This window comes from Pseudonocardia phyllosphaerae, from assembly GCF_046546475.1.
GTDB classification, from domain to species: Bacteria; Actinomycetota; Actinomycetes; order Mycobacteriales; family Pseudonocardiaceae; genus Pseudonocardia; species Pseudonocardia phyllosphaerae.
The window spans coordinates 67,147-87,136 of the sequence record NZ_JBKGXS010000010.1 but is presented as its reverse complement, the minus strand read 5'-3'; the positions used below and the strand labels follow the sequence as shown (position 1 = coordinate 87,136).

19 protein-coding genes are annotated in these 19,990 nt (G+C 72.7%); 4 read left to right on the top strand and 15 right to left on the bottom strand.

Going from position 1 to position 19,990, the window contains the following annotated elements:
• Positions 1 to 39 precede the first annotated feature (39 nt).
• Complete coding sequence (locus tag ACLE50_RS19315; RefSeq protein WP_410944990.1) at positions 40 to 474, bottom strand: VOC family protein; 435 nt, start codon at positions 472 to 474, stop codon at positions 40 to 42.
• Positions 475 to 553: 79 nt separating this feature from the next.
• Entirely contained in the window at positions 554 to 844 is a 291-nt protein-coding gene (locus tag ACLE50_RS19310) for an acylphosphatase (protein ID WP_410944989.1), read from the bottom strand.
• A 22-nt stretch (positions 845 to 866) separates the two neighbouring features.
• On the opposite strand from ACLE50_RS19310, the gene ACLE50_RS19305 reads away from it, so the two are divergent.
• Positions 867 to 1,544: a CAP domain-containing protein gene (locus tag ACLE50_RS19305; protein WP_410944988.1), complete on the top strand. Its 678-nt coding sequence runs from the start codon at positions 867 to 869 to the stop codon at positions 1,542 to 1,544.
• Between the two features lie 163 nt (positions 1,545 to 1,707).
• On the opposite strand, the gene ACLE50_RS19300 is transcribed toward ACLE50_RS19305, so the two are convergent.
• Positions 1,708 to 2,958 carry an MFS transporter gene (locus ACLE50_RS19300; protein WP_410944987.1) on the bottom strand — a complete coding sequence of 417 codons (1,251 nt, stop codon included), beginning with the start codon at positions 2,956 to 2,958 and terminating at the stop codon, positions 1,708 to 1,710.
• Between the two features lie 99 nt (positions 2,959 to 3,057).
• On the opposite strand from ACLE50_RS19300, the gene ACLE50_RS19295 reads away from it, so the two are divergent.
• Positions 3,058 to 3,654, top strand: coding sequence for a TetR/AcrR family transcriptional regulator (locus ACLE50_RS19295; protein WP_410944986.1), 597 nt, complete (start codon positions 3,058 to 3,060; stop codon positions 3,652 to 3,654).
• Positions 3,655 to 3,711: 57 nt separating this feature from the next.
• Here the strand turns inward: ACLE50_RS19295 and ACLE50_RS19290 are convergent, their stop codons facing one another.
• Positions 3,712 to 4,878 carry an MFS transporter gene (locus ACLE50_RS19290; RefSeq protein ID WP_410944985.1) on the bottom strand — a complete coding sequence of 389 codons (1,167 nt, stop codon included), beginning with the start codon at positions 4,876 to 4,878 and terminating at the stop codon, positions 3,712 to 3,714.
• A 55-nt stretch (positions 4,879 to 4,933) separates the two neighbouring features.
• Here ACLE50_RS19290 and ACLE50_RS19285 point away from each other — a divergent pair, with 55 nt between their 5' ends.
• The gene (locus ACLE50_RS19285) at positions 4,934 to 5,266 is read left to right on the top strand and encodes an ArsR/SmtB family transcription factor (protein WP_410944984.1); all 333 of its coding nucleotides are present in this window, start codon (positions 4,934 to 4,936) and stop codon (positions 5,264 to 5,266) included.
• 97 nt (positions 5,267 to 5,363) lie between these two features.
• Here the strand turns inward: ACLE50_RS19285 and ACLE50_RS19280 are convergent, their stop codons facing one another.
• The 9 genes from ACLE50_RS19280 to kdpF form a co-directional block, all read right to left on the bottom strand.
• Positions 5,364 to 6,071 (bottom strand): response regulator, encoded by a 708-nt coding sequence (locus tag ACLE50_RS19280; protein ID WP_410944983.1) that lies wholly within the window; start codon positions 6,069 to 6,071, stop codon positions 5,364 to 5,366.
• Positions 6,068 to 8,635, bottom strand: a complete 2,568-nt coding sequence (locus tag ACLE50_RS19275; protein WP_410944982.1) for a DUF4118 domain-containing protein — start codon at positions 8,633 to 8,635, stop codon at positions 6,068 to 6,070. Before ACLE50_RS19275 ends, ACLE50_RS19280 begins: the two co-directional genes overlap by 4 nt.
• Positions 8,636 to 8,652: 17 nt before the next feature.
• Positions 8,653 to 9,993 (bottom strand): vWA domain-containing protein, encoded by a 1,341-nt coding sequence (locus tag ACLE50_RS19270; protein WP_410944981.1) that lies wholly within the window; start codon positions 9,991 to 9,993, stop codon positions 8,653 to 8,655.
• Positions 9,990 to 11,198: an AAA family ATPase gene (locus ACLE50_RS19265; RefSeq protein ID WP_410944980.1), complete on the bottom strand. Its 1,209-nt coding sequence runs from the start codon at positions 11,196 to 11,198 to the stop codon at positions 9,990 to 9,992. Before ACLE50_RS19265 ends, ACLE50_RS19270 begins: the two co-directional genes overlap by 4 nt.
• Entirely contained in the window at positions 11,195 to 12,400 is a 1,206-nt protein-coding gene (locus tag ACLE50_RS19260; protein WP_410944979.1) for a GTP-binding protein, read from the bottom strand. The genes ACLE50_RS19265 and ACLE50_RS19260 overlap by 4 nt, the downstream gene beginning before the upstream one ends.
• Positions 12,401 to 12,423: 23 nt before the next feature.
• On the bottom strand, positions 12,424 to 13,053 hold the full coding sequence (locus tag ACLE50_RS19255; RefSeq protein ID WP_410944978.1) for a potassium-transporting ATPase subunit C: 630 nt from the start codon (positions 13,051 to 13,053) through the stop codon (positions 12,424 to 12,426).
• Positions 13,054 to 13,059: 6 nt separating this feature from the next.
• Positions 13,060 to 15,054, bottom strand: coding sequence for a potassium-transporting ATPase subunit KdpB (gene kdpB, locus ACLE50_RS19250; protein ID WP_410945091.1), 1,995 nt, complete (start codon positions 15,052 to 15,054; stop codon positions 13,060 to 13,062).
• Between the two features lie 155 nt (positions 15,055 to 15,209).
• Positions 15,210 to 16,919 carry a potassium-transporting ATPase subunit KdpA gene (kdpA, locus tag ACLE50_RS19245; protein WP_410944977.1) on the bottom strand — a complete coding sequence of 570 codons (1,710 nt, stop codon included), beginning with the start codon at positions 16,917 to 16,919 and terminating at the stop codon, positions 15,210 to 15,212.
• The gene (gene kdpF / locus ACLE50_RS19240) at positions 16,919 to 17,050 is read right to left on the bottom strand and encodes a K(+)-transporting ATPase subunit F (protein ID WP_410944976.1); all 132 of its coding nucleotides are present in this window, start codon (positions 17,048 to 17,050) and stop codon (positions 16,919 to 16,921) included. The genes kdpA and kdpF overlap by 1 nt, the downstream gene beginning before the upstream one ends.
• Positions 17,051 to 17,323: 273 nt before the next feature.
• Between kdpF and corA the strand changes: the two genes are divergently transcribed.
• Complete coding sequence (gene corA, locus ACLE50_RS19235) at positions 17,324 to 18,418, top strand: magnesium/cobalt transporter CorA (RefSeq protein WP_410944975.1); 1,095 nt, start codon at positions 17,324 to 17,326, stop codon at positions 18,416 to 18,418.
• Positions 18,419 to 18,484: 66 nt separating this feature from the next.
• Here corA and ACLE50_RS19230 read toward each other — a convergent pair whose 3' ends face one another.
• Entirely contained in the window at positions 18,485 to 19,675 is a 1,191-nt protein-coding gene (locus ACLE50_RS19230; RefSeq protein ID WP_410944974.1) for a DUF1700 domain-containing protein, read from the bottom strand.
• Positions 19,672 to 19,989 (bottom strand): PadR family transcriptional regulator, encoded by a 318-nt coding sequence (locus tag ACLE50_RS19225; RefSeq protein WP_410944973.1) that lies wholly within the window; start codon positions 19,987 to 19,989, stop codon positions 19,672 to 19,674. Before ACLE50_RS19225 ends, ACLE50_RS19230 begins: the two co-directional genes overlap by 4 nt.
• Position 19,990: the final 1 nt, after the last annotated feature.

Here is a 19,990-nt window from a genome sequence, read left to right as displayed (position 1 = left end):
GTATCCGGCGGGCACGCCGGCCCGGCCGCTGCCGCGCCGTCAGGCCGAGCCCAGCGAGGCGTTGACCAGCCAGCGGACACCGAACCGGTCGGTGACCTGCCCGAACAGGTCGCCCCACAGCTGCTTCTCCAGCGGGACGTCGACGACACCGCCCTCGGACAACCCGGCGAACCACCGCTCGAGCGTCGGGACGTCGTCGCCGGACAGCGCGATCGACAGCCCCGACGACGGCGCCGGGTTCGGGTCAGAGCTTCCCTGGCCACCGTCTGCGCCGTCGGACACCATCAGGCTGAGACCGTCCGGGGTGCCGAGGTAGCCGTGCATGACGTGCTCGGGTGCCGGGACGGGGCCCTCGGCACCCATATCCCCGAACGTCATGATCTGCACCTCACCGCCCAGCACCGAGCGGTAGAACTCCAGCGCGGCCCGCGCCTCGCCGGAGAAGTGCAGGTAGGGGTTCATCGAGACGGTCATGACGGCCTCCGTGGGCTCTGCCGGTGTGTGGGTACCGGTGTAGACCCCGGCACCGACAGAAACTCGTCGCCGGAGCCGCTCAGGCTTCGACGAAGCCGGAAAATGCTCCGGACGGCGCAGCCCACTGCTCCGAGACGGCGTCGACGCGGCCGGGCGTGCCGTCGCCACGCAGCAGCTCCAGCAGCCACTCACAGGCGTCGCGATCACCCTCCGCAGTCACGGCCACGCGGCCGTCCGGCATGTTGCGGGCCTGCCCGGTCAGTCCGAGTTCCAGTGCGCGCGAACGGGTCCACCAGCGGAACCCGACACCCTGTACCTGCCCTCGGACCCACGCGGTGAGCCGAACGGGCGAATCACTGCTGCTACTCACGGTATGCGTACGTTACCCGCCCGTGACTCGACAACACAGTTCCCGCGCCGGTCGTATCCGTGGCTACGTCGTCGGTGGAGTGGGGGCAGGCGCCGTCCTGCTCGCGCTCTCGCCGCTGGCGGGCCTCGCCGGCGCCTCCCCCGACCCGGCGGCCTCGGCCCACGCCTCCGCCGCTGCCTCCACCAGCTCATCGGACACGCTCACCGGCGACGTCTCGGCCGCGCTCCCCACGGCCGAGCCGCTCCCCGGCGCCCCGGAGGAGGCCGCCCCGAAGAAGGCCGCTCAGGAGCAGACCGCTCCGGAGAAGACCGGACAGGCCCCGAAGGCCGGTGACCTCCCCGGCAGGCTCGCCGAGGTCGTCACCCTGACCAACGCACAGCGCAAGATCGCCGGCTGCGGCAACCTGACGCCCGACGCCCGGCTCGACAAGGCCGCTCAGGGCCACAGCGACGAGATGGCCCGGACCGGGACGCTGTCGCACGACAGCGCCGATGGGCGCAGCTTCGCCGACCGCATCACCGCGGCCGGCTACCCGTCCCCGGGGGCGGAGAACGTCGCCCAGGGCCAGCCCGACGCGGCCACGGTCGTCAAGGACTGGATGAACTCCGAGGGCCACCGCCGCAACATCCTCGACTGCTCGCTGACCACGATCGGCGTCGGCGAGTCCGGCGGGTACTGGACCCAGGACTTCGGCCGCTGACCTCGTAGGACGAACCCGGTCCGGTCTCGGCAGCGCCTGCCGGGACCGGACCGGGTTCACAGCACCCGGATCTGGACCAGGTGCCGGGTGCCGTTCGGAGGGATCGCATCGGGCTCGAGTTCCTGCACCTCCCGCGACCCCGCGCGCACAGCCGACCCATCGCCTATTCGTCGTGCCGATTCGCCTCAGATGCAGGGCAGACTGGAGCGGCGGCGTCGGAATTCCGCGTATTTTCGAGTTTCGGGCGCCCCAGCACGGAAAGCGCGATGGCGATGATCGCCAGAACTGCCGCTATCCAGATCACATTGCCCGCGCCGACGATGTCGATCCCAGCTGCACCGACGATCCCCGAGGTGCCGATGGCGAGATAGAGGATCGCCTGGTTCAGCGAAAGCATGACATGAGCCTTCTCCGGCACGTGGGAGATGAGGCGGTGTTGTTGGGGTGTGGTGATGGCGAATGCTGCGACACCGTAGAAGCCGATCGCGGCAATCGACCAGCCGTACGCGGTGTGAGCGGCCGCGATGGCCGCGAAGCTGAGGATCAACCACAGGAGCGCACCGAGCACGACCGTCGAGCCCCCATGGCGGTCGACCAGACGCCCGGCGACGAGGTTGCCCACGGCGCCGGCCACTCCGAGTGTGGTCATCAGGAGTCCGAGCCGGACGCCGTCGCCGCCGGTCGCTGGGGTGAAGATCGCCCCGATGTAGGTGTAGGGGATGTACACGGCGGTAAACGCAACCAGTGTGGTGGCCAGCAGCGCCTGCACGCGACGATCGCGCAGCGGGGCCAGCCGCTCTCGCAGGCCGCCGCTCCCGGTTCCGCCGACCGTGGAGGGGATCAGCGATGCGATGCCGACCACGCCGAGCAGCGCGACGCCGGCGGCCAGCCACATGGTGATCCGCCAGCCGTACACCGCACCGATGGCCGTTCCTGCCGCTGCTCCGAAAGCTACGGCAAGAGTGAAGCCGGTGACGACCGCCGCGATCGCACGCCCACCGGCCTCTCTTGCCACGAGCCCCGCAGCGGCCACCGAGGCGTTCGGAATGAACATCCCCGTACCCACCGCGGCCACCACCTGCCCCGCAAGCATGAGCCCGAAACTCGGCGCCAAGGCCGTGACCGCGGCACCGAGGAGGTACACCACTCCCGCGGTCAACAGCACACGCTTGCGCGGCCAGCGAGCGGTCACCGTGGTCGTGACCGGAGCGGCAACCGCGCACGTGAGCGCGAAGACCGTCACGACCTGCCCCGCTGCGCCATAGGTCAGGTCGAAGTCAGCGGCCAGGAGCGGGATGAGACCGGCCAGGACGAACTCCCCGGTGCCGATGACGAACACCCCCAGCGCCAAGACGAACACCCCCGGAGGAAGACGCTTGGCCTGACGTGCGCCCTGCTGGTCAGTGCGGTCCATGGCGTCCTCACCTTCCGACCCAAACGGAACCGATCGGTTCCGTCTCAATGACGGTACCGACTGGTTCCATCTAAGGTCAACCGGCGCTACGCTGGTGTCATGGCGGTCAAGGCACGGCACCGACTCCTGGCAACGGCCAGGGATCTGTTCTATGCCGAGGGCATCCGAGCCGTCGGACTGGAGCGACTGCTCGCCGAGTCCGGGGTCGGCAGGGCCTCCTTCTACCGACACTTCGGGAGCAAGGACGACCTGGTCGCGGCGATGCTCGACGACTACGACAGCGAGTACCGCACCTGGCTGCGCGAACGCGTCGCCGAGCTCGGCAATGAACCATTGGCCGTCTTCGATGCGGTTGCCGAACGCGCCGAGAGCACCCACTTCAGAGGATGCGCCTTCATCAACACCATGGCAGAGATAGCCGACCCGGCTGATCCGGTCCATGCCCGCGCTGCGGCGCACAAGTCGGCGGTGACCGACTACATCGCCGAGCTCCTGAGCCGACATGCGGGAGCCGAGCGCGCCAAGTCGATGGCGAGCACGTGGATGCTGCTCCTGGATGGCGCCGTCGTGGTAGCCAGCTACCAGCAGGTACTCCACCCCTTCGCCGAAGCAAAATCGATAGCCGCAGCCGGCCTCACCGACCTCCGCACGCCGAAATCCGGCTCTTCCGGAAATGGAGTGCAGGTGAGGGCGTGACCGGCCGTCGGGCCCCGGCTCGAAGCGAAGACAAGCGCCCGATGACACGCACCCAGCTCAGGCCGCCGTCGTGCGGTCCTGCTTGACGGGCAGCGCTCGCCACATGGCGGCCGCCAGGAGAAGTACGCACGCCGCGAGAGTGAACCGGCTCGGACCCAGCACGTTCAGCGCAACCCCGCCGACCATGCCGGACAGGCCGATTCCGAGATAGCCGGCAGCGGCGTTGAACGAGATGAGTACGGCGGCGTGGCTCGGGGCGAGGGTCACGAGTTGCTGTTGCTGAGGAGCGAGGATCGACCAGGACAGGTAGCCGGCGGCCAGGAGCGTCGCAGTGAGGACGGCCGGCGCTTCGCGTCCGGCAATTGCCGCCGCGTTGACCGTCGCGAGCGCTGCGGTTGCGGCGACGACCATCCACCGCGCCGAGACCCGGTCGGCCAGCGGACCCGAGGACAGGGCACCGGCGACCGAAGTCAGCCCGAACATCAGCAGGACGACACTGATCCCGCCGGGAACCACGGCGATCAGCGGGCTGTATGCCTGGCTCAGATACGTGTACGGGATGAACACTCCGGCAAACGCCAAGAACGTCACACCGAGCGTGGCCGGCACCCCCGGGATGCGGAGGGCCGAGAATCGCTGGGCCAGTGGCTGATGCCCCCCGTCGTTCCGGCTCGAAGCGAAGCGGAGCGCCGGAAGAACCAGCAACCCGAGCCCCGCGATGACGCACAGCGTGAGCCTCCAACTCGACACCGCCGCGACAGCCGCCCCCGCGGGCGCCCCCAGAACCAGTGCACTGGACGCTCCGGCAGTGATGATCGCCAGTGCTGTGCCGCGCCGCTCAGTCCCTACGAGCCCGACCGCAATGGCCCCAGCGGTGGGGGTGAACAGCGCCGCACCGGCGGCAGCGACCACCCTGCCCGCCAGAAGCACCCACATGGTCGACGCGACCGCTGTCAGAAGGTTTCCCGCCGCGAACAGGACCAGAGCGATCGCCAGTACGCGGTGCTGTCCGAGCCTGGACAACAGGACTGTCAGTGTCGGAGACAGCACAGCGTAGGCGATGGCGAAAACTGTTACCGATTGTCCGACCACCCCCACCGAGGAGTGCAGCGACGCCGCCATCTCCGGCAGCAGGCCGGCGACCGAGTGCGCATCGGTGCCCACGACGAAGGTCCCCAGTGCCAGCAACCAGACCCCGCGCCAGACTCTCAAAACTGTGATCATAGTCGAACTATACGATGATGATTGTATAGTTTGAAGATGGCTGTACGATCTCACCGTGAACGACCAGACGACCGAACTGCCTCAGCCGGATCTCGACGGCATCGATGTGAGCTCCGTGCTGGCTGCCCTCGCCGACCCGGTACGCCTCGCCATCGTCCGTGAGCTGCACCGCGTGGGTGAGTCGACCTGCGCCGCGCTCGACGTGCCGGTCAATGCTTCAACGGTCTCCCACCACCTTCATGCGCTGCGCGAGGCCGGTGTGGTCACCACCAGAGTCGTGGGTCGGACGCGACCGAGCCATCTCCGCGCTGATGATCTCCAGCACCGATTTCCGGGCCTGCTGTCAGCCATACTCGAGGCCACACCCGGCGTACGTCCGACGCCGTAGAACGGCGTCGCCGGTCGGCTGCGAACTCTGCGTGTCACCAATGTCGTGATCGCAGCCCTCGGCGTCCGCGAGCACCAGCTCGCCCCGGCCGGCCCGCTCAGCCCTCGAACCGATACCCCATCCCGGCCTCGGTGATCAGATAGCGGGGCCGGGACGGGGCCGGCTCCAGCTTCCGCCGCAGCTGCGCCATGTAGACGCGCAGGTAGTGGGTCTCGGTGCCGTACTGCGGACCCCACACCTCCCGGAGCAGGCGTTTCTGGTCGACGAGCTTGCCGCGGTGGCGCACCAGCAGCTCGAGGATCCCCCACTCCGTCGGCGTGAGGTGCACGTCGGTGCCGTCGCTGCGCACGACGGTCTTGGCCGCCAGGTCCACGGTGAAGTCCGGCGTGGTGAGCACGGCCTCGCCGTCGACGGCGGAGACCGCCGAGCGGCGCACGGCGGCACGCAGCCGGGCCAGCAGCTCGGCCATCCCGAACGGCTTGGTGACGTAGTCGTCAGCACCGGCGTCGAGGGCGCGGACCTTGTCCCCGGAGTCGGTGCGCGCCGACAGCACGATCACCGGGACGGTGCTCCAGCCGCGCAGCCCCTCGATGACCTCGGCGCCGTCGAGGTCGGGCAGCCCCAGGTCCAGCACGACGACGTCCGGGTGCCCGTCCGCGGCCACCCGCAGCGCCGCCGCACCCCCGTCCGCGACGAGCACGGTGTAGCCGTGCGCGCTCAGGTTGATCCGTAGCGCCCGCAGGATCTGCGCGTCGTCGTCGATGACGAGCACCCGCGTCCCCGGGGCCGTGGCCTGGCCGCTCATCGCGCCGGCTCCGTGTCGAGGCCGGCCGTGGCGGCGGGCAGCGACACCACGACGGTCAGCCCGCCGCCGGGGGTGTCCTCCGCGCTCAGCGTCCCGTCCATCACCGCGGTCAGCCCGCGCGCCACCGACAGCCCCAGCCCGAGCCCGCTCACGGCGTCGCGGTCGCCGAGGCGCTGGAACGCGGCGAACAGCTCGTCCTGCCGGTCGCGCGGCACCCCGGGCCCGTGGTCGACGACCCTCAGCTCCACCCGGTCGGCGTGGCTGCTCGCCCGCAGCGTCACCGGCTCTGGGCCGGGGCCGGAGCCCTGGCCGCCGTGCCGCAGCGCGTTGTCCACCACGTTCGCCACCACCCGCTCCAGCAGGCCCGCGTCGGCCAGCACGTCGGGTACCTCCTCGTCGATGTCCACCCGCACCCGTCGGGCGGCCTGCCCGCCGCCGGGGATGTCGATGTTCGCCAGCGCCATCGCGGCCACCTCGTCGTACCCGACGGGGGCCAGCAGCGGCGTCACCGCCCCCGCCGCGAGGCGGGAGGAGTCCAGCAGGTTGTCCACCAGCCCGGTCAGCCGGTCCGCGGACTCCTCGACGGTCGCCAGCAGGTCCGCGCGGTCGATCCCGGACAGCCGCAGCAGCGGGTCGCGCAGGCTCCCCGCCGCGGCCTTGATCGAGGTCAGCGGGGTGCGCAGGTCGTGGCCGACGGCCGAGAGCAGCGCGCCGCGGGTCTCGTTCACCGCGGCGCGGCGCTCGGCGTCGGCGGCGCCGGCCTCGGCGCGCTCGCTGCGCAGCGCCAGCAGCGCCTGCCCGCCGACGGTCTCCAGCAGCCGCCGGTCCGCCGCCGGCAGCGCGCGGCCGGTCCCGACCAGATGCAGCCCGTCGGTCACGACGACGTCGACGTCGGCCTGCCCGGGCCGCGCGCAGTCCGGCGTGCCCGACTGCGCGACCCGCTCCCACCCGCCGTCGTCCCGGCGTTCGAGCAGTGCGGTGCCGCTCAGCCCGAACGTCTCCCGGACCTGGGTGAGCAGCCGCGGCAGCGCGTCGGCGCGGGTCAGCACGGTCCGCGCGAACGACGCCAGCAGCGCCGCCTCCGCCCGCGCCCGGGCCGCCTGCTCCGCGCGCCGCGCGGCCCGGTCCACGACCAGGGCGACGAGCACGCCGGTCAGCAGCATCGTCGCCACCGTGAGCACGTTGCCGACGTTGGCGATCGCCAGCGAGTACAGCGGCGGGGACAGGAAGAAGTTCAGCAGCAGCCCGCCGAGCAGCGCGGCCAGCAGTGCCGGGCCGAGCCCGCCGGCGAGCGCGGCGAGCACGGTGGCCAGGAAGTAGAGGACGACGTCGGTGGACAGGTCCACCCACGAGGTCAGCAGCACCCCGAGCCCGGTGGCGGCGGCGGGCCCGAGCACCGCGATCACCCAGCCGGTCGCCTGCCGCGACGCCGGGAGCCCGCCGCGCAGCGACGGCAGCTGCAGCGCCCGCCCTGCCGAGTCGTGGGTGACCATGTGGACGTCGATCGGGCCGGACTCCTGCAGCACCCGCGCGCCGATCCCGGGGTCGAACAGCCGCGCGAACCGCGACCGCCGCGACGTGCCGAGCACCAGCTGGGTGGCGTTGACGCCGCGGGCGAAGTCCAGCAGCGCCGTGGTGACGGCGTCGGCGCCCCCGTCGCCGACGGCGGTGTGGAACGTCGCGCCCAGGTCCGCGGCCAGCGTCCGCAGCCGGTCCACCCCGCGTACCGACGCCGAGGCGAGCCCGTCGCCGCGCAGCACGTGCACCGCGAGCAGGTCCGCTCCCCCGGCCCGGTTCGCGATCCGCGCGGCCCGGCGCAGCACGGTCTCCGACTCCGGCCCGCCGGTCAGCGCGACGACGACCCGCTCCCGGGTCTCCCAGACCGCGGTGACCTTCTCGTCGGTGCGGTAGCGGCGCAGCGCGACGTCGACCTCGTCGGCCACCCACAGCAGCGCCAGCTCGCGCAGCGCGACCAGGTTCGGCACCCGGAAGTAGTGCGCGAGCGCGGCGTCGATCCGCTCGGCCGGGTAGACGTTGCCGTGCGCGAGCCTGCGCCGCAGCGCCTCTGGGGTGATGTCGACGAGCTCGAGCTGCTCGGCGCGGCGCACCACCTCGTCGGGCACGGTCTCGCGCTGGCGGGCCCCGGTGATCGTCGCGACGACGTCGCCGAGTGACTCCAAATGCTGCACGTTGACGGTGGTGAGGACGTCGATGCCGGCATCGAGGATCTCCTCGACGTCCTGCCAGCGCTTCTCGTGCCGGGAGCCGGGCGCGTTGGTGTGCGCGAGCTCGTCGATCAGCACGACCTGCGGTCGCCGGGCGAGGACGGCGTCGACGTCGAGCTCGTCGAGCTCGGTACCGCCGTGCTCGACGCGCCGGCGGGGCAGCACCTCGATGCCGTCGAGCAGCGCGGCGGTGCGGTCGCGGCCGTGGGTCTCGACCACCCCGGCGACGACGTCGGCGCCCCGCCCGAGCCGCCGGTGCGCCTCGCCGAGCATGGCGAAGGTCTTGCCCACCCCGGGTGCCGCCCCGAGGTGGATCCGCAGCTCGCCGCGTGTGCGCACGCACCCATTATCGGTGCTCACCGCGGCGTCCCCCGGGCGGCGTGCGCGAGCGCGGGGAACCGGGCCGCCAGCTCGGCCCGCCCGAAGTCCTCCAGATCGCAGACGCCGTGCGCCAGCGTCTCCAGCGGTGTGGGGTCCGGCCCGCCGGTGGGCTCCTCGGCCCCGCCGATCCGCACGGCCCAGCAGCGGCTCCCGGTGCGCGCCAGGCACCGTTCCCAGGCGGTGACCGTCTCGGCCGGCACGTCGGCCTCGCCGTCGCCGACGATCAGCACGTCCGCCCCGCCGCCGGATCCACCGGCCTCGGCGTCGAGGAGCGCGGTGGCGCGCCGCAGCGGCTCGGCGACGTCGGTGCCGCCGCCGTAGAACCCGGCGAGCACCTCACGCAGCCGGTCCGGGCCGTCGCCCGGCGCCAGCCGGTGGGTGCGGCACTGTCCCGGCCCGGAGAATCCCAGGTAGACCAGCGGGCGCCGGCCCGCGCGGGCGATCTCCGCGCAGGCGACGACGACGCCGCCCGCCCACGTCCGGCGGGTGTGGGTCCCGTCGAGCAGCAGCTCCATCGACCCCGACTCGTCCACGACGACGACCAGCGGTGCCCTCCGACGCCGTCCCGGCTCCGGCCGCGCGGGCAGCCCCGGACCGGCCCAGCGCCGCCACAGTGCGCTCTCCGTCGCCGGTGTGCACAGCGCGGACCACGCCGCGGCCTGCACCTGCGACGGGTCGCGGGTGCAGCCCGGTGACCGGGACGGCCCGCGGCGGGCGGCGACCCCGGTGCGGTCGGCCACCCCGCGCCGGCAGGCCGCGAGCAGGCGCCGCAGCGCCGGTGGGGCACCTGCGCCGCCCGCGCCGACGACGTCGACGTAGGGCGCCGTCGCGCCGGAGCCGGCCTCGTCTCCGATGCCCGACGCCGAGCCCGACGCGTCCCGGACCGGGCGCCCGTCCGGCGCGCCGTCGCCGTCACCACTGCCGGTACTGTCGCCGTCGCCGCGTCCGTCCGCGTCGCCGCCCCCGGGACCGGGGCCTGCCGGCTCGCCGCCGCGCAGCAGCTCCGCGGCCACCGCAGGCACCCAGGACGCGGCGGCGTCCTCGTCACCTGCGGTCAGCGAGCGCAGCGCCCGGACCTGCGCGTCGTCGAGCAGTCTGCCGAGCGCGGCGGCGTACGGCGGCAGCCGCTCCGGTCCGGGGCCGCGGGCACGGAGCCGCGGCTCGGCCAGCAGCAACGCGGCGAACACGTCGCGGGCGGCCGGGTCGGCTCGTTCCTCGTCCACCCCGCAGACGCGCGCGACCCCGGCGACCAGCGACGGCGCGTACCGCGGCCAGAGCTCCTCGACCAGCCAGTCCGGTTCCAGTGCCCCGGTCATCGCGACCGCCCGGCGGCCGGGGCGGGCTCGTCGAGGCCGGCGATCGCGTCGGCGCCGTCGCGCAGCGCGTCGACGATCTCGGTGAGGGCGGCGTCGTCGCGGGTGCCCCAGCGGCGCCGCAGCGCCTCGGTCCGCTCCCGCAGTGCGCGGTGCTTGCGCCGGGCCTCGCGCAGCCACGGCGTACGCGCGGTCGACGGCCGGTCCCGGTAGCTCCCGCTGACCTCGGTGAGCAGCCGCACCATGGCGAGCAGGTCCAGACGCTCGGCCTCCAGCGGGTCGCTGACCTGCGCGATCTCCCGCAGCACCCGGTCGCGCTGCTCGGAGTGGTCCCACAGCGCGAACCGCAGCGCGGCGAGGTCGGCTGCGCCGGCCTCGGCGGCGCCGCGCAGCCACGCGGTCGCCCGCACCAGCCGCAGCGACGCGTGCCAGCGCCGGTCGGAGAACACGTCCCCGGCCGCGGTCAGCCGGTCCCGCAGCCCCAGCAGCTCCTCGCACACCGCGCCGGGCACCGTCACCGCGTCGACGGCGGCCCGGTCGGCGTCGAGCCCGGTGAGCGGGCGCCACGGCAGCGCGCCCGTGTCCGGGCACGCGGTGAGCATCCGGGCCGCGTCGGCACGGGACAGGTAGCCGACGGGGACCCGGACGAGCAGCCGGTCCCACAGCGCGCGGGCGTCGTCGTCGGGCTCGCCCGTGCCGCCGTCGCCGGGGATCGTGTTGCCCGCGGTGAACGCACTGCGCAACGGGATCGGATGGGTGCAGCGCCCGCCCGCGACCTCGTGGCGCACCCGGTCGCTGAGTGCGGCGTGCAGGTCGTGGCCCAGGTCCGGGGAGATGTGGCCGATCTCGTCGAGGAAGGCCCACTCGGCGTCGAGCAGGTACCCGCCCACGACGCGGCGGTGCTCGCCCCGGTCGCGCAGCAGCGGGAGGTCCAGCGGGCCGAGGACAGCCGCGTCCGGGCGGGTCCGCGAGAGCGTCTGCTCGAACAGCCTGCCCTGCAGGGTCGCCGCGAACGCTCGGACCAGCGAGGTCTTCGCCGTCCCGGGCGGCCCGAACAGGAACGCGTGCTCGCCGCTCAGCACCGCCAGCTGCAGTGCCCGCACCGCCTCGTCGCGCCCGGCGAAGCGGTCGGCCAGCGCGGCCCGTTGCTCGTGCCAGAAGTCCCGGTCCGGTGCCGCCGCCCCGGCACCGGTCTCCCCCGTACTCACGTCCCGGTACGCGCCGGGGTCACGTGGAAGCCGACGCCGCGGGTGTCCCACCCGGCGAACGGGTCGCGCCAGCTCGCCCACACCCGCGGGCCGCGCTTCATCTCGGCGTCGGTGAGCAGGGCCGGGCGCAGCCGAGCCTCGGCCTCCTCGGCGTCGAGCCCGACGCCGATCAGCACGATCTCCTGGCCCGGGTCGTCGGGGAACTGCTCCCAGCGGGCGATCGGCTCGAACCGCACGTTCACCCCGGCCTGCGACCACAACCCGACGACGTCGGGGCGGCTGGCCAGCCAGAAGAAGCCCTTCGCGCGGTGCAGCCCGGCCCACGGCTTGGCGATCGCCCGCGCCAGGCGCTCCGGGTGGAACGGGCGCGACGCGCGGAACACGGTGGACCCGATGCCGTACTCCAGGGTCTCCGGGACGTGCTCGGTGCCCTGCAGCTCCTGCAGCCAGCCGGGCGCCTGCTCGGCGGCGTCGTGGTCGAACAGGCCGGTGTCGAGCACCGCGCCGAGGTCGACGTCGCCGAAGCTGGTGACGATCTGCTGCGCGCGCGGGTTGAGCCGCTCCAGGAACTCGCGCAGGTCGTCGAGGTCGTCCGGCTCGACGAGGTCGGTCTTGTTGAGCACGAGCACGTCGGCGAACTCGACCTGGTCGATCAGCAGGTCGGCGATGCTGCGGTGGTCGGTCTCGTTGACCCCGATCCCGGCCTGGGCCAGCGTCGTCGCGCGTTCCAGGGTCGCGAGGAACCCGGAGCAGTCGATCACGCTGACCATCGTGTCCAGCCGCGCCACCTGCGACAGCATCTGCCCGGCCTCGAAGTCCAGGTCGAACGTCGCGGCCACCGGCATCGGCTCGGAGATCCCGGTCGACTCGATCAGGATCGTGTCGAACCGGCCGCCCCGCGCCAGCTCCGCGACGCCGGCGAGCAGGTCGTCGCGCAGGGTGCAGCAGATGCACCCGTTGCTCATCTCGACGAGCTTCTCCGGTACCCGCTCCAGCTGGAGCGGGCCGTCGACCAGCCGCGCGTCGATGTTGATCTCGCTCATGTCGTTGACGATGACCGCGACACGGCGGCCCTCGCGGTTGGCGAGGACGTGGTTGAGCAGGGTGGTCTTGCCGGCGCCGAGGAACCCGGACAGCACGGTCACCGGCACCTGGACGTCCCGCAGCGCGTCCGGGACAGCCTTATTGGTAATGGTTTCCATTCTCAATACTGTAGAGCACGCGGTCATCGGCGGGCCGCGGCGATCGCCGCGTTCAGCTCGGGCACGTGCACCCGCGGCTCTCCGAGGAACCCGAGCGTCCGCCCGGAGGTGTGGTCGGCGACCAGCCGCGCCACCTCGGCCGGGGCCAGGCCGGTCACCCGCGCGACGCGGGCGGTCTGCAGGGCGGCGTAGTCCGGGCCGATGTCCGGGTCCAGACCGGAGGCCGAGGCGGTGACGGCGTCGGGCGGGACGGCGGCCGCCGGGACGCCCTCGCGGGCGGCGACGAGCTCGCGGCGCTGCTGTACGGCGGCCAGCAGGCCGGAGTCGAACCCGCCCTTGTTCGACCCGCCCGACGTGCTGGTGTCGGCCGGGCCGAGCACCGCGCCCTTCTCGCGGGTGGTGGCTGCGGGGCGGGTGTGGAACCACGGGTCGGCGGCCGGGTTCGCGGCGACCGGGTCGACCCCGATCAGCGACGAGCCGACGACCTGCGAGGTTCCGGGTGCGGTGAGCGCGGAGCCCTCGGCGTGCGCGGACAGGCCGGGGATCCGGGAGACGCCCCAGATCGCCAGCGGGTAGACGATCCCGCAGAGCACGGTCATGACGATCAGCACGCGCAGGCCGACGGCGGTCTGGCGGCGCAGGGTGGTGAGCACGGTCGATCAGATCCCCGGGATCAGGCGGACGACGAGGTCGATGAGGAAGATGCCGACGAACGGCGTGACGACGCCGCCGAGGCCGTAGATCAGCAGGTTGCGGCGCAGCAGCGAGGCCGCCGAGGAAGGCCGGTACCGGACGCCGCGCAGGGCCAGCGGGATCAGCGCGACGATGATCAGCGCATTGAAGATCACCGCCGAGAGGATCGCGGACTCCGGCGTCGCGAGCCCCATGATGTTGAGCGCCCCCAGCGACGGGTAGAGCACCACGAACATGGCGGGCAGGATCGCGAAGTACTTCGCCAGGTCGTTGGCGACGGAGAACGTGGTCAGCGCGCCCCGGGTGATCAGCAGCTGCTTGCCGATCTCGACGATCTCGATCAGCTTCGTCGGGTCGGAGTCCAGGTCGACCATGTTCCCGGCCTCCTTGGCCGCGGACGTCCCGGTGTTCATCGCGACGCCGACGTCGGCCTGGGCCAGCGCGGGCGCGTCGTTGGTGCCGTCGCCGGTCATCGCGACCAGCCGGCCGCCGTCCTGCTCGCGCCGGATCAGCGCGAGCTTGTCCTCCGGCGAGGCCTCGGCGAGGTGGTCGTCGACGCCTGCCTGCGCGGCGATCGCCGCGGCGGTCCGCGGGTTGTCACCGGTGATCATGACGGTGCGGATGCCCATGGCCCGCAGCTCGGCGAACCGCTCCGCCATGCCGGGCTTCACGACGTCGGAGAGCGCGATGACGCCGAGGATCCGCGCGCCGTCGCCGTCCGGGGTGCTCGCGGTGGCGACGACCAGCGGGGTGCCGCCGTCGTCGGAGATGGTGCCGACCAGGCGGTCGACCTCCGCGCGGTCGTCAACGTGCGCCCAGTCCAGCAGTGCGGCCGCGGCGCCCTTGCGGACCACCGAGCCGTTCAGGTCGACGCCCGACATCCGGGTCTGGGCGGTGAAGGGCACGAACTCGGCGACGGCCTCCCCCGCGTCGGCCTCCGGGGCCAGGCCGAACTCGGCCGCACAGAGCTCGACGACGCTGCGCCCCTCCGGCGTCTGGTCGGCCAGGCTGGACAGCCGCGCCGCTGCGGCCAGCTCCGGCGCGGGTGTCCCGCCGACCGGGTGCAGCGCGGTCGCGCGCCGGTTGCCGAAGGTGATCGTGCCGGTCTTGTCGAGCAGCAGGGTGTCGACGTCACCGGCGGCCTCGACGGCGCGCCCGGACGTGGCGAGCACGTTGCGCTGCACCAGCCGGTCCATCCCGGCGATGCCGATGGCCGAGAGCAGCGCGCCGATCGTGGTCGGGATGAGGCAGACCAGCAGCGCGGTGAGTACGAGCAGCCCGACCTGGTGCCCGGCGTAGGCACTCATCGGGGCGATCGCGACGACGGCCAGCAGGAAGATGATCGTCAGGGCGGCGAGCAGGATGGTCAGGGCGATCTCGTTCGGTGTCTTCTGCCGGGCAGCCCCCTCGACCAGCGAGATCATCCGGTCGACGAAGGACTCCCCCGGCTTCGTCGTGATCTCGACGACGATCCGGTCCGACAGCACCGTGGTGCCGCCGGTGACCGCGCACCGGTCGCCGCCGGCCTCCCGGATCACCGGCGCGGACTCGCCGGTGATCGCCGACTCGTCGACCGAGGCGATGCCCTCGACGACGTCGCCGTCGCCGGGGATCGTGTCCCCCGCCTCGACGACCACCCGGTCGCCGACGGTCAGCGCGGACCCGGGGACCTGCTCCTCGGCTCCCGGGCCGGTGAGCCGGCGGGCGACCGTGTCGCGCTGGGTCGCCCGCAGCGACGCGGCCTGGGCCTTGCCGCGCCCCTCGGCGACCGCCTCGGCCAGGTTCGCGAACAGCACGGTGAACCAGAGCCAGGCCGCGATGGAGATCGCGAACACGCTGGGATCGGTGATCGCCAGGACGGTGACCAGCACCGATCCGACCCAGACGACGAACATGACCGGGTTACGGGCCTGCACGCGCGGGTCGAGCTTGCGCAGCGCGTCGGGCAGCGACGCCAGCAGCTGGCGCGGGGCGAACGCGCCCGCGGCGACCGGCGTGTGCCCGCCGTCCGGGGGCTGCGGCGCGGCGGGCCCGGCGGACGAGGGCCCTGCGGACGAGGGTCCTGCGGACGAGGGTCCTGTGGTGACGGACACGGTGTCCTCCTGGGTCACGTGACTCACGACAGCGCCTCGGCGATCGGGCCGAGCGCCATCGCGGGGAAGAACGTCAGCGCGGAGACGAGCACGACGGTGCCGCCGACCAGCCCGGCGAACAGCACGCCGTCGGTCGGGAGCGTCCCGGCGCCGGCAGGGACGCGGCGCTGGGCGGCCAGCGACCCGGCCAGCGCGAGCACGGCGAGGATCGGCACGAACCGGCCGAACAGCATCGCCACACCCAGCCCGGCCTGGAAGAAGTCGCCGGTCACGGTCAGCCCGGCGAAGGCCGAGCCGTTGTTGTTGGCGGCCGAGGCCCAGGCGTAGAGGACCTCGGAGAAGCCGTGCGCGCCGTCGTTGCCCAGCGCGTCGGCGGTGCCGGGCAGCACGATCGCGCATCCCGCGCCGAGCAGCACGAACGCGGGCATGACCAGGATCGACACCGCGGCGCAGGTGATCTCGCGGCGGCCGAGTTTCTTGCCCAGGTACTCCGGGGTCCGCCCGACCATCAGCCCGGCCAGGAACACCGCGATGATCGCCAGGACGAGGATGCCGTAGAGCCCGGAGCCGACGCCGCCGGGCGCGACCTCCCCGAGCAGCATGTTGATCAGGGCGACACCGCCGCCCGCGCCGGTGAGGCTGTCGTGCGCGGCGTTCACCGCCCCCGTCGACGTGCCGGTGGTCGACACCGCGAACAGCGACGAGCCGGGGATGCCGAACCGGACCTCCTTGCCCTCCAGCGCGCCACCCGCGGCGAGCGGGGCGGGCCCGTTGGGGTGCAGCTCGGCAAACCAGGTCAGGGCCAGGAACAGCACCCACAGCCCGGACATGACCGACAGCAGCACGACGCCCTGCCGGACGCGGCCGACCATGACGCCGAACGTGCGGGTCAGCGCCACCGGGATCACCAGCAGCAGGAAGATCTCCAGCAGGTTCGACAGCGGCGTCGGGTTCTCGAACGGGTGCGCGGAGTTGGCGTTGAAGATCCCGCCGCCGTTGGTGCCGAGCTCCTTGACCGCCTCCTGCGACGCCGCCGGCGCCAGCGGCAGCGTGGAGCGCGCACCGTCGACGCCGACGACGTCGAACCCGGAGCGCAGTGACTGCACGACCCCGGTCGCGACCAGCACGACCGCGGCGACGGCGGCGATCGGCAGCAGGATCCGGACGACGCCGCGGGTCAGGTCGACCCAGAAGTTGCCGATCCGGCCCTCGGCGGCGTCACCGGTGCCCGTCGAGGATGCGCTGCCGTTCGAGGAACCCGTGGCGACGAACCCGCGGACCAGCGCGATCGCGACCGCCATGCCGACCGCGGCGGACAGGACGTTCTGCACGGTCAGCCCGGCCATCTGGACGGTGTGCCCGAGGACCTGCTCGGGGACGTAGGACTGCCAGTTCGTGTTGGTCACGAACGACACCGCGGTGTTGAACGCCATCGCCGGGGAGACGGTGTCGGCGCCGTCGGTGCCGCGGCCGAAGCCGAGCGGCAGCAGGAACTGCAGGCGCTGCATCACATACAGCAGCACGATCGAGACGAAGGAGAACCCGAGTACGCCGGCGGCGTAGGTGGTCCAGCGCTGCCCGGTGGCGGCGTCGACCCGGCAGATCCGGTAGAGCACCCGCTCGATCCGCCAGTGCCGCTCGTCGGTGTAGACGCGGGCCATCCAGTCGCCCAGCGGCTTCCACGCGGCCGCGAGCAGGACGACGAGCAGGCCCGCCTGCGCGAGTCCGGCCATCAGAACCGCTCCGGGCGCAGCAGCGCGACGACCAGGTAGATCAGCACCAGCAGGGCGAGCACTCCGCCCGTGACGTCGGCGATCACAACCGCTCCATTCCGCGCAGTGCCAGTGCCAGCACGGCGAAGCACCCCACCAGCAGCGCGATGTAGGCCAGGTCGGCCACGTGAGACTCCTCGTTTCCCCGCACCCGCCGGGATCTCCGGACGGGCCGCGGAATCGTGCGCCGCCGCAGCGCGCGTGACGGCACCCGTGACGGCGGCTTGACGGGTCCGGCGCCCGGCGTTGACGCGCCCTTGACGTCCCCGTGGCGGCGCTCACCCGCGCAGGTCACGACGTCGGCCCGTCACACGGGCGTACTACTGTTCGGCGCGATCGAGGCGGACCACGAGGAGGCCCACCAGATGTCGGTGATCGACAACGCGGTGTACGTCGACGGGAAGCGCGCCGCGGCGCCGGAGTCGATCGACGGGGCGCTGGCCGCCCTGAAGGAGTGCCGCGCGAAGGAGGCGCCGCAGGCAGGCTCGAACGGCGCTGCAGGGTCCGGGGAGTCCGCGTCGAACGAGGGGCGCAGCTTCTGCTGGATCGGGCTGCTGCGCCCGGACAAGGCCGAGATCGAGCGGCTCGCCGCGGAGTTCGGGCTGCACCCGCTGGCCGTCGAGGACACCGTCAACGCCCACCAGCGCCCCAAACTGGAGCGCTACGGCGACACCGAGTTCGTCGTGCTGCGCCCGGCCCGCTACGTCGACGCCGACGAGGCCGTCCAGCTCGGCGAGGTGCACGTCTTCCTCGGCCCGGACTTCGTGATCACCGTCCGGCACGCCGAGGAGCCGGCGCTGTCGGAGATCCGCGAGCGGCTCGAGGCCGACCCGGACCTGCTGGCGCACGGCCCGATGGCGGTGCTCTACGCGGTGCTGGACCGCGTCGTCGACGACTACTTCCCGGTGCTGGAGGGCCTGCAGGACGACATCGACCAGATCGAGGTCCAGGTCTTCCAGGGTGATCCGAAGGTCTCCCGGCGCATCTACCAGCTGACCCGCGAGGTGATCGCGTTCCAGCGGGCGGTGGAGCCGCTGCAGGACCTGTTCGTCGAGCTCCGCGGCCGGTTCGCCAAGGGCGGCGAGGCCCCGGACCTGGAGCTGCGCCGCGCGATGCGCGACGTGATGGACCACGCCACCCGGATCCGGGAGCGCGTCGAGGGCTTCCGCGACCTGCTCGGCAACATCCTGACCGTCAACTCGACGCTGGTCGCGCAGCGGCAGAACGACGAGATGACCCGGCTGTCCGAGGCCGGCTACAACCAGAACGAGCAGATGAAGCGGGTGTCGTCCTGGGCGGCGATCCTGTTCGCGCCGTCGCTGATCGCGGCCATCTACGGCATGAACTTCGACCATATGCCGGAGCTGCACTGGACCTACGGCTACCCGATGGCCTTCGGGCTGATGATCGGGCTGGCGCTGGTGCTGTACCTGGCGTTCAAGCACAACGACTGGTTGTAGCGGCCTGGCCGGGCGCAGGTCCGGTTATGCCAGGACACGGAGGCCGCCACGGCTCCCCGGACCGCGTCAGCCGCCCGACCGGGGCGCCGGGTTGGCGGGTGCCTGCGGAATCGTGACGGTCATCGGGTGCGGCGGCACGGTGATGCACCGCCCCGTCTGCGGGTCCGTCGTCAGCGTCCCTCGGGGGTACGGACCGGGCTCGCCAACCTGGGGGTCACCGGCCCCGGGTTCGGGAACCACGTCGCCACCGGATCCGGTCTCGGCATCGGAGCGAGCGTCGGTGCAGGGCATGTCGCGGACGGCGAGTGGCCGCCCGGCCTCGTCGAACAGGTAGACCCCGGACAGTGCTCTTCCTCGAGCATCGAACGGACGGATGTCCTGCACCGTGGAGCCGTCGAGAGTCAGCCCGGTCCCCTCACCCGGAGACATGGGATAGGGGTCGATGGACGGGTCCGGGCCGGCCAGCTCGACGACGACCGAGAGCAGCACTCCTGAGGCGAGCGCGTTCAGCGGAACCACGGCCCACAGGATCCGGCGATCGGCACGCGACCGGCCACCCAGCCAGACCGACAACGGAACCGTGAACAGCACGAGCAGCATGCTCATCAGGAGGCCGGACGGCCCCGTGCCGACGACGAACGTCCCGGTCATCCCCGCAGCAACGAGCGCCCGCAGAACCCACCAGGCGGGCTGCAACGAGACGACGAACGCGCCGACGCCGCCATCGACCCGGGCGGCCGCGACCCGGGCGCGCAGCGAGGCGACGCCGCCGAGCGCGGCCACCGACGGAAGCCGGGGCCCATCGGCACGTACACAGAGGACACCGATTCCCGCGAGCACGATCGCGACGCACAACCCGACCTTGGTCGACGTTGCGACTGTGGCGGATCGGAGCCCCGCCACGCCGAGGACCACGGTCGCGAGGACCAGCGCGGCCACACCGAACCCGGCAGCGATCCGGTGCCGTGGCTCCGATTCCCGGGACCTCGGGTATCCGGCTGCGGTCCGGAGTTCGGCCGCATAGAAGTGCGGGGCCCCGAGCCGCTCGTGCACCGCGGGACGCGAGTACTCCCGCCCCAGGTCCTCGGAGAGTTCGGCCAGGTGGCCACGCGTCTCCTCGACGATGTCCTCGACCTCCGCCGGTGGGAGGTCCGCCAGCGCGCTCCGCAGCCCGGCAAGGTACTCCGTCGTGACGGGGTCACCGATCCGGGCCGTCGTCGCACCGGCCCCGGGGACGTTGGTGTCGTCGATCCTCACGTTCCCACCAGGCCTTCCATCGTGGTGGCGAACGCCCGCCACCGGTCGGTCGTCTCGCAGAGCCGCTTCCGGCCCGGCTCGTTGATCGCGTAGTACTTGCGGTGGGGCCCCTCCTCGCTCGGAACCACGTAGGACGTCAGGAGCCCGGCCCCGTAGAGCCGCCGGAGAGTGCCGTAGACCGAGGCGTCACCGACCTCGGTCAGGCCGGCCTCGCGCAGCGCACGGACGACCTCGTAGCCGTAGCCGTCGGCCCGGTCGAGGACGGCGAGCACCGCGAGGTCGAGAACGCCTTTGAGCAGCTGGCTGGTGTCCATC